Below are 11,776 nucleotides of genomic sequence, written 5' to 3'. Positions count from 1 at the left end.
CACGCCACGCGGCCCGGCTGGCCGCATATGCAGCGGATGAGGCCCAGGTGGCAGCTTCTTTCTTATCGGCAGCTTCTCTCTTGTCGATCGTGCGCACGCCCTCGCGCGCCGCGTTGATCATCACGGTCGGCTGCGCCGGCGCCCTGGCGGCGGCGTGGTTTTTCGAGTTGTTCATGGGTCTTGCGCCCTGCCCGCTCTGCCTGGAGCAGCGCATTCCTTATTATGTGGGCCTGCCCTTCGCGCTCATGACCACCCTGGTGGCGCTGGCCGGCTACCCCCGCACCGCGCGGGTGTTCCTGGCGCTGCTGGCGGTGCTGATGTTCGGCAACATGGCGCTGGCCATCTTCCATGCGGGTGTGGAATGGCAGTTCTGGCCCGGCCCGACATCATGCACGGGGGCGCCGGTGATGACGCAGGGCGACATTCTGTCGGCGTTGAAAGATGCGCATGTGCCGCGCTGCGATGAAGCCGCATGGCGGCTGTTCGGCCTCTCCATGGCCGGCTGGAATGCGCTGATTGCGGCGGCGCTGGGGCTCGTCGCCCTGGTGGCGGCAGCGACAGGTCGCACCCCCAAGGCGGGCTGAAGGCGGCTCGGCGCCACCGATCAGGGATCGAGTTCGGTATCCCAGTAAAGATAATCCACCCAGCTTTCATGCAGATAGTTGGGTGGGAAGTGGCGGCCGTTCTGGTGCAGGTCCTGCACCGAGGGCTGAAAGGGCATTTGCGCCGGCCACATGTCGAGATCCGCCGGCATATGGCCGCCCTTGCGCAGATTGCAGGGGGAGCAGGCGGTGACCACGTTTTCCCAGGTGGTCTGCCCGCCCCGGGAGCGTGGGATGAGGTGATCGAAGGTGAGGTCCTCGCGCGTGCCACAGTATTGGCAGGAGAAGCGATCGCGGAGGAAGACGTTGAAGCGGGTGAAGGCCGGCTGCCGCGTGGGTTTGACGAAGGTTCTCAGCGACACCACACTGGGAAGTCTCAGTTCGAACCCGGGACTTCGGACCGCCTTGTCATAGTATTCAACGATATTCACGCGGTCGAGAAACACCGCCTTGATGGCGTCCTGCCAGGACCAGACAGAAAGAGGATAGTAGCTCAACGGGCGATAGTCCGCGTTGAGTACGAGTGCTGGCCAGGCCCCTGGTGACAAAGCTGTGGTCAACGACCGACCTCCTCGTCCCTCAGCATCGAATCGAACCCGTTGGATCTCGATGCGCGGCGATACTCTATATGCTCGGTGTCAGTCTTGTGAAGCCGAACCCCACGGCTCACGGGGTGCGGGCGGCGAGGCTCTGGGCAATGAACGCCCCGGCTGCCGCCACCTCGCCAGCGTCGATTCCATGGCCGAGGCCCGGGCTGAGATGCCATTGCACCGGAACCCCCGCGGCGGCCAATGCCTGGGCCGAGCCGAACAGGGCCTGGGCGGGGATCAATTCGTCATCCTCCCCGTGCATCAGCAGCACCGGTGGGGGCGCGGCAAAGGGCTCGCTCCGCGGCGTCGCGGCCCCCACCCACATGCCGGAACAACTGACGATGGCGGCGGGGTGCGGGGTCATCTCCAGCCCCACCTTGAGCGCCATCATCGCCCCCTGGCTGAAGCCGAAGAGCACCAGGCGTTCCGGCGGCAGATCGTGCTTCGCCAGTTCAGCCTCCAGAAATGCCGCCAGCGTCGGCGCCGCCGCGGCAGCGCCACGAGTCAGCTCGTGAGGATCCTGAAAGGTCAACGGGAACCACTGGCGTCCCACCGGTGCCTGGCCACAGGGCTCCGGCGCATGCGGGGAGATGAAGGCGGCATGAGGCAACAGTGGTGCCCAGGCATTGCCGAGATCGATGAGATCTCGCCCATCGGCACCGTAACCGTGCAGCAGCACCACCAGGCTGTCGGGCGCGCCCCCTGCCTGCGGCCGCAGCCGGGGCCCGTCGAGAATGGGCGCGTCGAGGGAGACGCCATCGAGAGGAAACGACATGATCTCGCGCTCCATCACGCTTGCAATTGAATCAAAGAACTCAGGCCGGCGCCCCAAGGCGTGAACGCCGCACGGCATAATAGGCCCACAGCAGATGCGCCGCCACGCCGCGCAGCGGACGCCAATCCTCGGCGATCGCCAGGAGCCCCTCCTGCGTGCAACGCCCACCCAGAGCGAAGCCGTCCCCCAAGGCCACCTGCAGCGCCAGATCGCCGGCGGGAAAGGCATCGGCGCGGCCAAGGCAGAACAAAAGATAGAGATCGGCGGACCAACGGCCGATGCCCGGCAACCGCATCAGCTGATGGGTCGCGGCCTCCATGGGCAGTGCATGGAGCCCGCAGAGGTCCACCGCACCGGCATCCAGCATCTGGACAATGCCCTTCAGGGTCCGGATTTTCGGGGTCGACAGGCCGGCTGCGCGCAACTGCTCCGGCGCCGCCGCGCGCAGACGGTCGCGGCTGGCCGGCCCGCCCAGCGCCTGCTCCAGCCGCGCGGCGATGGCCCGCGCGGCCGCCACCGAAAGCTGCTGCGCCACCACGATTGCCACCAACCCCTCGAACCCCGGTGGCCGGCGCCGCAGGGCCGGGCAACCCGTGCGGGCGGCGAGGGGCACCAGTCGCGGATCAAGCCGCAGGAGCGCGGCAAAGGCGGCCTCGAAACCGGCCTGGTCCTGCAACAGGAGCGGAAGGGCGGGCATCGCCGGCGCGCTCACCGCGCCCCACCCTTGCGGCTGTCGCGCCCACAGGCCCGGCGCGACGTGGTAAGCCAACGCATCATGAGTCTGCTCCTCGGCCCCATGGTCTGCCGCTTCGCGCCCAGCCCGAACGGGCTGCTCCACCTCGGCCACGCCTATTCCGCCCTCGTGAACGCCGAAGCGGCCCGCCGCGCCCGCGGCACCTTTCTGCTGCGCATCGAGGACATCGACACCACCCGTTGTCGACCCGAATTCGAGAGCGCCATTCTGGAAGACCTGGCGTGGCTGTCCATCCGGCCGGCGGCGGCGCCACGGCGGCAGTCCGAGCATTTTTCCGACTATGCCGCCGCCCTGGCCCGGCTGGAGAGCATGGGGCTCGTTTATCCCGCCTTCGAGAGCCGTGGCGACATCGCCCGCGCCGTACAGGGCCGTGAGGCACAGACGGGTGCGCCGCACCCGCGCGACCCGGATGGCGCTCCGCTCTTCCCCTTCGCCCGCGTCGACCTCAGCGACGCCGAGCGGGCGGCGCGCCGGCAGGCGGGCGAACCGTTCGTGCTGCGGCTGGACATGGCCCGTGCCTGCGCCCTGGTGGAAACGCCCCTGGTCTGGCACGAGGCGCAGGGCACGCCCGAGGGCCCGCCGCGCGCCATCCCCGCCCATCCGGAGGCCTGGGGCGACGTGATCCTCGCCCGCCGCGACGCGCCCACCTCCTACCACCTTTCGGTGGTGGTCGACGACGCCCTGCAGGGCATCACCCACGTCATCCGCGGCCAGGACCTGTTCCAGGCCACCGCAATCCATCGGCTGCTGCAGCACCTGCTGCGGCTTCCCGTGCCGCTTTACCACCATCATCCGCTAATCCGCGATGCGCAGGGGCGCAAGCTTTCGAAAAGCCACGCGGCCACCAGCATCGCCAGCCTTCGCGCCGCGGGTGTCAGCGCAGAAGATGTCCGGCGCCAGGTGGGCCTTGCCGCCTGAGTGCGGCTAGCCGACGCCGAGCACGTAAAGCCAGAAGGCGATGGTGATCACGGCCAGGCCGGTGGACAGGGAAACGGCGCTGGTGGCCGTGCCCACTGCCACGCCGTAGCGCTGGGCCAGCAGGTAGCCATTGATGCCCGAGGGCATGGCCGCGAACAGCACCGCCACCCCCGCCCAGACCGGTGGCATGGGGAAGATCAGGGTCAGCAGCAGCACCGCGAACGGATGGCCCAGGAGCTTGAGAAAGCTGATGAGCGCCGCCGGACGCACGTCGCCACGGATGCCGTAGTGCTTCAGCGAAAGCCCGAGGGCGATGAGGGCGCAGGGGGTGGCCGAGGCGCTCAGCATGTCCATGATCTGCTTGGGCACTCCACCCACCTGGATGCCCACCACGCGCCCCAGCGCCCCGGCATAGATGCCGATGAGAATGGGGTTCAGCGCCAGCGCCTTCACCAGCCGCAGCAACATGGCGCGGGAAAAGCCGGCGCTGCCTTCCAGCAGCAAGGTGGCGGCGATCATCATCACCGGCAGGTGGATGGCGATCAGCAGGAACAGGGGCACCGCGCCCTCTTCTCCATAGGCGCGCAGGATCAGCGGCACGCCCACGAACACCGTATTGGCCTGCCCGGCGGCGAAGCCGTGGATGACGGATTCCTGGTGCCCGCGCCCGAACAGCTTGCGCGCCGCCAGCATGGCGAGGGCAAACACCAGGAAGGCGCCGGCGAAATAGGAGATCCAGTAGCCCCATGGCTGGGCGTGCGGCAGCTTCGCCTCGCTCAGCGTCTTGAAGATGAGCACCGGCAGGGCCAGGCTGAACACATATTCCGCGAGGCCATCGGAGGCTTTGTCCGTGACCAGCCCAACCTTGGCAGCCCCGTAACCAATGGCCACCATGCCGAAGACCGGCAGGACAATGACGGCAATGTCGGCGAAGGTGGAGAGCATGATCGCCGGTGCCCTCAGGCCGCAGCGCTGGTGGGAGTCTCGAGCGCGTCGAGCCGGGTCGCGTGGACCATGGGCATCACCGCCAGCCGCATCTTCAACCGTGTGGCGAGATCGGCGGGTGCGCAGAACAGAACGGTCAGTTCGAGCACGCCGCCCACCCGCTCGGCCCCGAGGCTCTGCGGCAGCACATCATGAATCACGAAGGGCTCCAGCAGGCGCAGCAGCACGTTGGCATCGGCATCGGCGGTTACGACCAGGCGATATTCGTCGTGGCTCTCGGGGGCACACAGGGTGTGGGGCATCTGGAAAAATCCGAACAGGGACGCCGGAGCGTCGGTGCATGCGGCTCGCGCAGGCAGATCGCGCGTGGAGACAAGCCGCAGAAAAGGCAGGCGCGTCAGTTTACCCGGCCGACACCGTCGACCGGGCGACGAATTCGCCGCGCTGCCGGGAACAGAACCCGCACCATGTGTTCGCAGTGCCACATACCTCCTTGTAGGATGGGCGTCGCGCCCGCGTCAACCGCTCGCCGTGCGCGGCGGAGCGCGGCGTCACGGCTGCGTCATCTCGGCGCGTGGTGCGTCCCCTCGCCTTGGCGCGGGGGCACAGGCGCACTAGTTTAGGCCTCCCTCAGACCTCTCGTGGGATCGCAGTCATGGCCGCTCCAGGCCCCACATCACCGTCGGCAGGCGCCCCGCAGGCGGGTGCGCGCACGCCGTCGCCCGGATCGGTCGCCGAGCCAGGGCCGGAGGCGCGGCTGGGCCGGGTGAGCCTTTGGCTCGCGAGCGCCGTGGCGGGTGCCGCGTTCTGTGGTGCGCTGCTGCTGTGGTGGCGCCATGGGGCGACGGTGTTCTTCGATGCGCTGAGCGCCGGCATCGGCGCCTGCATGTAGCCGACAGCGGGCCCCCGTCCTGCCCGCCATGGAGATAATCCCGATCATGTCGCCTCGCCTCAAGATCCTGACCCTGTTCGGCGCGTTCGCGGCGGGCGCCCTGGTGCTGGTGGTCGGCGTCACGGCCCTGATGCCGAAATCCGCCCAGCCGGTGGCCAGCGGCACCGCCGCGGTGGGCGGACCGTTCTCGCTGGTGGATCAGGACGGCAAGCCTGCCACCGAAGCCATCTTGAAGGGCAAGCCCACGCTGATCTTCTTCGGCTTCACCCATTGCCCGGACGTGTGCCCGACCGCCTTGTTCGAGATGTCCGAAATCTTTGGCGCCCTGGGGCCGGATGCGGACAAGGCGCAGGCCATTTTCGTCTCGGTCGATCCCGAGCGCGACACGCCGGAGGTGATGAAGTCCTATCTCAGCAGCTTCGCGCCCCAGCTGAAGGCGCTGACGGGAGCGCCGGAGGCCATCGAGACCATCAAGAAGGAATATCGGGTCTATTCCCGCAAGGTGCCGCTGACCGGGGACGACTACACCATGGACCACACCGCCGTGGTCTATCTCATGGATAAGACCGGCACCTTCGTGGCCCCCTTCAACTCCAAGCAACCGCCGGCCACGGCCGCCGCCGAGCTTCGCAAGTATTTCTGAGCGCGGCCCCTCCCGCCCGCAGACCCCGGGCGGAGACGGCGTGTTGCGTCTTTTCCCAATGGTGGGGCCGCTGGACCAGTTCCAGAAGCGCCCGCCACGCGGCCCAGGACAGCAGCAGCCAATAGATGGGAATGGTCGCCAGCAGCTTCAGCGGCAAGCTCTGCTGGCGCCGTGAAGTGCCGATGATCATCGTCAACGCCGTGCCGAGATAGCCCACCGCGAATGTGGTGTAGGTGAGCGCGCACACGAGCACCTCGGTGCCCGATCGGCACGGTTCGCCGAGCAGCCCCTGAGCCAGATACCAGAACAGGATCGCCAGGCAGAACGGGTGCACCAGCGCCGAGGCATAGGGCCCGGCGGTGAGCACGAACACCGCCAGCGTCTGGCGCCAGCCCAGATCCCGCATCAGCTCCAGCGGGTGGCGACCATGAACCAGCAGGGTCTGCGCCCAGCCCTTCAGCCACCGCCCGCGCTGGCCCAGCCACGCCTTGCGGGAGACAGGCGCCTCCTCGAACGTGCTGGAGCCGATGACCCGGGTGCGCCACCCCGCGCGCGCCAGACGGATGCCGAGATCGGCATCCTCGGTGACATTGAAGGGATCCCACGCGCCGACCCGCTCCAGGACATCGCGACGGAAGTGGTTGGACGTGCCACCCAGGAGGATGGGCAGTTCGAGGGCGCTGAGCACCGGCAGCAGCACATCGAACTGGGCCGCGTATTCCGCAGCGAAATGCCCGCTGATCCAGGAGACGGGGCCATTGTCGATGGTGAGGCGGGCCTGCACGCACGCCACCTGCGGCCCGCCCGAGCGGAAGGCGGCGAGGGCGCGCCGCAACTGGTCGGGCTCCGGCAGGTCCTCCGCATCGAAGATTGCCACATAGCGGCCACGGGCCAATGCCAGCGCGGTGTTGAGAGCTTTGGGCTTGGTTCGCGGGCCGATGTCCGGAACAGCCACTTCTTCCATCTGGCTCGGCAGTCCCAGGGCGGCGATGACCGCGCGGGTCTGCACATCGTCCGCCTCCACCACCAGCTTGATGTCCAGCTTCTCAGGCGGGTAGTTGAGCCGCGCCAGCGCCGCCACCAGACCGGGAACGCTGGCGGCCTCGTGATAGAGCGGCACCAGGATGGAGTAGATCGGCAAATCCCGATCCTGCAGATCGAGCGGGCGCTCATGCTCGGTTGCATCGAAGCAGCAGCCGGCCAGGCGCAGCGCCAGCCACGACAGAAAGACCAGGGACAGCAGCAGCTGCACCACCAGCACCGCCAGTGCCGGCTCGAACGCGGCGATGGCCAGCAGCAGGCCACCCATCAGCAGGGCGAGGAGGGTCAGTGACCACAGTGGATGGAGCGTGCCGGCGGAACGGGCGGGCTCCGTATCCCGCAGGCGAAACGCGGCCGCCGTCGCCAGGGCGGCGCCATCGCGGGCGACGATCTGACGGCGCAGGGCATCGGGCGCCATCAGCCGCAGCCGGTGGCGCAGTTCCGGCGCCAGCCGCAGCGCCCGTGCCAGTCGCCGCACGAGGCGCCCCTGCGGCGCCACGATGAACACCGGCGCGCTGCCGCCCAGATCCACCACCGTTGCGGTGCGCGCCGCGGCGCTTGCCAGGTCCGCCCGTGTCAGCGCGCTCGGGTCCACCGGCCACCGCGGCAGAGGTTCGAGCGGGTCGTTCAACGGCAGCCCGAGATGGGCGGCGGTGAAGCGGGCGACTTCGGCACGGGAGACAGCGCCCTGCGCCACCAGCACCTCGTCACCCCCCATGCCGATTTGCCGGGCGCGAGACTCGGCCCAGTGCAGCATGTCTTCGGCCAGATGACCGCGAAACGGCGCCAGCTCGGCCGGCAGATCGAGGGGAAGATCAGACGGAAAACCGGCCACCACGGAAGCCCCGGCGCCGGGGGGCACCCCATGCACAGCGGCATGCCCGGCCCCCGCCCCGTCGCCCTTGCCCCCAAGGCCACGTTCCATCACCATGCCGGTCCCCCCAACCCGCACGACACAACTAGAGGGTACCGTGGGCAGGATTGCTCGACCAGCGTCCATACAGCCGCAGGCTTCATCCGCCCGGCGGCGCCCCCTCTTGAAGCGGGGCTTCGTCGCGGGCCTGGCGCTGGGCGCGCTGCTGGCCGGCGCGCTGCTGGCCGGCGCGATCCTGGCGGGCGCGCCGGTGCCCGCCCTGGCGGCGCCAGAGGGCACCGGCGCCGCGGCAGCGGACCTGGGCGGCGTGGTGGTGCCGAGCTTCTGGAATGTCGAGCGGCGGCTGGAGCGCCCCGATGCCGCCGAATTGCCGAAAGAGCTGCGGATCGTCACCTCCGACGACTATCCCCCGTTCAATTTCATCGGCGCGGAAGGGGCGCTGAATGGCTTCAATGTCGACCTGGCGCGCGCCATCTGCGCCGAGCTGTCGGTGACCTGCCACATTCAGGCGGTGGCGTTCGACGGGCTTCTCGAGACCCTTGAACAAGGCCGCGCCGACGCCGCCATCGCCGGCATCGCCGCAACCCCGGCCAATCGCGCCGTGCTGGATTTCTCGGAGCGCTATCTCGGCACCCCTGCCCGCTTCGTCGCCCGCAAGGGCGCGTCCCTGGCGACGACGACCCCGGAGACGGTGGCGGCGAAGAAGGTCGCGGTGGTGTCGCGTACCGCTCACGAGGCCTATCTGCGCTCGTTCTTCAACGAGGCTGCCATTCGCCCCTATCCGGACCTGAAGACGGCGCAGGCGGCCCTCAGGAAGGGGGACGTGGACCTGCTGTTCGCCGACGGCATCGGCCTGTCGCTCTGGCTCAACGGGTCCGATTCCGCCGCCTGCTGCGTCTTCGTGGGCGGCCCCTTCACCGAGAGCCGCTTTTTTGGCGATGGCTTTGCGGTGGCGGTCAAAGCCGGCAACGACAAACTGCGTGAAGCGATCGACTACGCGCTGCAGCGGATCTGGGAAAAGGGCACTTATACCGACCTCTACCTGCGCTGGTTCCCCATCGGCTTCTACTGAGCGGCCCCCGCCAGAATGGCGGCAATGGCATCAATGCCTTCGGGATCATCGGCGATGCGGTCGGTGAGCAGCCGGTACCAATTGAAGCCGATGTAAAGGGACAGCAGCGGCTCCACCGCCTCCGCACGGACCTCGCCGCGGCCCGCCGCCCGCGCGAACAGTTCGCGCACGTCGTGCAGCCGTTGGGGCAGGAACTTATCGCGCAGGCTCTGCTGGGCACTCTCGCTGGTCTGCGAGTCGGCGATCAAAGCCCGGAAGGTGCGGCCGGAGGGGGTGTCGCGCCAGAACGACCACAGGCCCCGGGTGTAGGTCACAAGATCTCCCCGCAGGCTGCCCGTGTCCGGCGGGCTGAGGGCGGCGGTCTTTTCCGCACCGTAGACATCAATGAACAGGTCGGTCTTCGTGGGCCACCAGCGGTAGATGGTCGGTTTGCCCGCGCCCGCGCGGCGCGCCACTTCCTCGATGGAGAATCCGGCGTAACCGCGTTCCGCCAACAGCGCCCGCGCCGCGGCCAGAATGGCCGCCTCCGCCTCGGGATTGCGGCGCGCGCCGATGGATGAACGGCGGTGGGCCTCCGGCGTGCGGGCGTTCAAAGCGACCTCCTCCTCAATCCTGCCCCTTGATAAACGAAACGGATCGTATATATCAACGCCCACAAATTGAACGAGCCGTTTCGTTCCATTTCTGGAAATCGATCATGATCACTTTTCCCTTCTGGTCCCACCTGCGCTTTCTCGGGGTGATGATGGTGGGGGCCTATATCCTCATCAACGGCATTCTGCTGGTGCTTTCGCCGCTGGTCACCGGCTGGCCCTTCTGGGCGACCACCCTGTGCGCCGTGCCGCCCATGGTGATCGGCATGGTGCATGTGGTGCTGCCGCTGGCCCGTCGCCCGCGCACGCCGTCTGCGCGTTGACGCCACGGTTTCCCCTTCCTAAGTATCGCGCTCCTTTCCTGGAGCCGATCATGACTGAAGCCACGTCCGCCTTTGCCGTTCCGGCCGAACTCGCCGGCGAGCTGAAGCGCGTCGCCGAGACGGCCAATGCCTGGCCGTTCGAAGAAGCGCGGAAGCTGGTGGAGCGGCTGAAGCGCAAACCCAAGGACGAGGTGCTGTTCGAGACCGGCTATGGCCCTTCCGGCCTGCCCCACATCGGCACCTTCGGCGAGGTGGCGCGCACCACCATGGTGCGCCACGCCTTCCGCATCCTCACGGAGGACAAGATCCGCACCCGCCTCGTCGCCTTCTCCGACGACATGGACGGCCTGCGCAAGGTGCCGGACAACGTGCCCAACAAGGAGATGCTGCAGGCCGCCCTCGGCCTGCCGCTCACCAAGGTGCCGGACCCCTTCGGGACCTATCCGAGCTTCGGCGAGCACAACAATGCGCGCCTGCGCGCCTTCCTGGACGCCTTCGGCTTCCAGTATGAGTTCATGTCGGCGACCCAGTGCTACCTGTCTGGCGCCTTCGATGCGACCCTGCTCAAGGTGCTGGCGAACTATGAGCGCATCATGGAAATCATGCTGCCCTCGCTGCGGGAAGAGCGTGCGGCCTCCTATTCGCCGTTCTTGCCCATATGCCCGCGCACCGGCCGCGTGCTGCAGGTGCCGATCGTGGCGCACGACGCCGCCGCCGGCACCATCTCCTATGATGACCCGGAAACCGCTGAGCGCGTGACGCTTCCCGTCACCGGCGGCCATTGCAAGCTGCAGTGGAAGCCCGATTGGGCGATGCGCTGGGTCGCTATGGGTGTCGATTATGAGATGGCCGGCAAAGACCTGATCGATTCGGTCAAGCTCTCCGCCAAGATCGCCACCGCGCTCGGCGGCGATCCGCCGGAGGGCTTCAATTACGAGCTGTTCCTGGACGAGAAGGGGCAGAAGATCTCCAAGTCAAAGGGCAACGGCCTGTCTATCGAGGAGTGGCTCACCTATGCCTCTCCCGAAAGCCTGGCGCTGTTCATGTATCAGTCGCCCCGCTCGGGTAAGCGGCTGTACTTTGACGTCATCCCGCGCAACGTGGATGACTATTTCAATTTCCTTGCCAAGTATCCGGATCAGGACTGGAAGCAGCGCCTGGGCAATCCAGTGTGGCACATCCATGCCGGTCATCCCCCGGTGGTGGACATGCCGGTCTCCTTCACCATGCTGCTCAACCTCGCCTCCGCCTCCAACACCGAGGATGAAGGGGTGCTGTGGGGCTTCCTCAACCGCCACGTGCCCGGCGTGTCAGCGGCCACCCATCCCAAGCTCGCCGAGCTGGTCGGCTACGCGGTCAAGTACTTCCACGATTTCGTGAAGCCCAACAAGGTGTTCCGCGTGCCCGACGCGGTCGAGCGGGAGGCGCTGCAGACGTTGGATGCGGCGCTCGCCGCCCTGCCCGCGCAGGCCAGTGGCGAGGACATTCAGACCGCGCTTTACGACGTGGCGCGGCCTATTCCGCGCTATCAGGACCTCAAAGCCAAGGGCGCCACGCCGGAGCGGCCGGGTGTCTCCATCGAATGGTTCAACACCCTCTATCAGGTGTTGCTGGGCCTGGAACGCGGCCCGCGCTTCGGCTCTTTCGTGGAGATCTACGGCATCGCGGAGACCCGCGCGCTGATCGCCAAGGCGCTCGCCGGCGAGCTGGCCGGAGCCGCCTGAAGGCACCGGCCCTGCGACCTCGGGATCCCC

Annotated in this window: 14 protein-coding genes; 7 read left to right on the top strand and 7 right to left on the bottom strand. The window is 67.8% G+C overall.

Annotated features, from left to right (window positions below):
- Window positions 1-47: 47 nt before the first annotated feature.
- Window positions 48-584, top strand: coding sequence for a disulfide bond formation protein B (locus ACU4E7_RS17485; protein ID WP_447019638.1), 537 nt, complete (start codon window positions 48-50; stop codon window positions 582-584).
- A gap of 20 nt (window positions 585-604) precedes the next feature.
- Here ACU4E7_RS17485 and ACU4E7_RS17480 read toward each other — a convergent pair whose 3' ends face one another.
- The 3 genes from ACU4E7_RS17480 to ACU4E7_RS17470 all read right to left on the bottom strand — a co-directional run bounded on the left by ACU4E7_RS17480 (window position 605) and on the right by ACU4E7_RS17470 (window position 2,664).
- Window positions 605-1,162 carry an HNH endonuclease gene (locus ACU4E7_RS17480; RefSeq protein ID WP_238122711.1) on the bottom strand — a complete coding sequence of 186 codons (558 nt, stop codon included), beginning with the start codon at window positions 1,160-1,162 and terminating at the stop codon, window positions 605-607.
- 106 nt (window positions 1,163-1,268) lie between these two features.
- On the bottom strand, window positions 1,269-1,967 hold the full coding sequence (locus ACU4E7_RS17475) for an alpha/beta hydrolase (protein ID WP_238122712.1): 699 nt from the start codon (window positions 1,965-1,967) through the stop codon (window positions 1,269-1,271).
- 40 nt (window positions 1,968-2,007) lie between these two features.
- Window positions 2,008-2,664: a DNA-3-methyladenine glycosylase family protein gene (locus tag ACU4E7_RS17470; RefSeq protein WP_447019637.1), complete on the bottom strand. Its 657-nt coding sequence runs from the start codon at window positions 2,662-2,664 to the stop codon at window positions 2,008-2,010.
- Window positions 2,665-2,742: 78 nt separating this feature from the next.
- Between ACU4E7_RS17470 and gluQRS the strand changes: the two genes are divergently transcribed.
- Window positions 2,743-3,639: a tRNA glutamyl-Q(34) synthetase GluQRS gene (gene gluQRS / locus ACU4E7_RS17465; protein WP_447019636.1), complete on the top strand. Its 897-nt coding sequence runs from the start codon at window positions 2,743-2,745 to the stop codon at window positions 3,637-3,639.
- 6 nt (window positions 3,640-3,645) lie between these two features.
- Here gluQRS and ACU4E7_RS17460 read toward each other — a convergent pair whose 3' ends face one another.
- Together ACU4E7_RS17460 and ACU4E7_RS17455 are read right to left on the bottom strand one after the other, a co-directional pair.
- Window positions 3,646-4,584, bottom strand: a complete 939-nt coding sequence (locus tag ACU4E7_RS17460; protein ID WP_238122715.1) for an AEC family transporter — start codon at window positions 4,582-4,584, stop codon at window positions 3,646-3,648.
- Between the two features lie 14 nt (window positions 4,585-4,598).
- Window positions 4,599-4,886: a hypothetical protein gene (locus ACU4E7_RS17455; protein ID WP_447019635.1), complete on the bottom strand. Its 288-nt coding sequence runs from the start codon at window positions 4,884-4,886 to the stop codon at window positions 4,599-4,601.
- Between the two features lie 464 nt (window positions 4,887-5,350).
- On the opposite strand from ACU4E7_RS17455, the gene ACU4E7_RS17450 reads away from it, so the two are divergent.
- A complete protein-coding gene (locus tag ACU4E7_RS17450; RefSeq protein WP_273546339.1) occupies window positions 5,351-5,476 on the top strand; it encodes a hypothetical protein in 126 nt (41 codons plus the stop codon).
- Between the two features lie 46 nt (window positions 5,477-5,522).
- Complete coding sequence (locus tag ACU4E7_RS17445) at window positions 5,523-6,119, top strand: SCO family protein (protein ID WP_447019634.1); 597 nt, start codon at window positions 5,523-5,525, stop codon at window positions 6,117-6,119.
- Here the strand turns inward: ACU4E7_RS17445 and ACU4E7_RS17440 are convergent.
- Entirely contained in the window at window positions 6,064-8,091 is a 2,028-nt protein-coding gene (locus tag ACU4E7_RS17440) for a glycosyltransferase (RefSeq protein WP_447019633.1), read from the bottom strand. The genes ACU4E7_RS17445 and ACU4E7_RS17440 overlap by 56 nt on opposite strands.
- A 106-nt stretch (window positions 8,092-8,197) precedes the next feature.
- Between ACU4E7_RS17440 and ACU4E7_RS17435 the strand changes: the two genes are divergently transcribed.
- Window positions 8,198-9,106, top strand: coding sequence for a transporter substrate-binding domain-containing protein (locus ACU4E7_RS17435; RefSeq protein WP_238122719.1), 909 nt, complete (start codon window positions 8,198-8,200; stop codon window positions 9,104-9,106).
- Here ACU4E7_RS17435 and ACU4E7_RS17430 read toward each other — a convergent pair.
- Entirely contained in the window at window positions 9,100-9,699 is a 600-nt protein-coding gene (locus ACU4E7_RS17430) for a TetR/AcrR family transcriptional regulator (protein WP_238122720.1), read from the bottom strand. The genes ACU4E7_RS17435 and ACU4E7_RS17430 overlap by 7 nt on opposite strands.
- 104 nt (window positions 9,700-9,803) lie before the next feature.
- Here ACU4E7_RS17430 and ACU4E7_RS17425 point away from each other — a divergent pair, with 104 nt between their 5' ends.
- Entirely contained in the window at window positions 9,804-10,022 is a 219-nt protein-coding gene (locus ACU4E7_RS17425) for a hypothetical protein (RefSeq protein ID WP_238122721.1), read from the top strand.
- A 50-nt stretch (window positions 10,023-10,072) separates the two neighbouring features.
- Complete coding sequence (locus ACU4E7_RS17420) at window positions 10,073-11,746, top strand: lysine--tRNA ligase (RefSeq protein ID WP_447019632.1); 1,674 nt, start codon at window positions 10,073-10,075, stop codon at window positions 11,744-11,746.
- Window positions 11,747-11,776: the final 30 nt, after the last annotated feature.

This window comes from Xanthobacter sp. ZOL 2024 (assembly GCF_052932325.1).
This window is presented reverse-complemented; position numbering and strand designations above follow the sequence as displayed.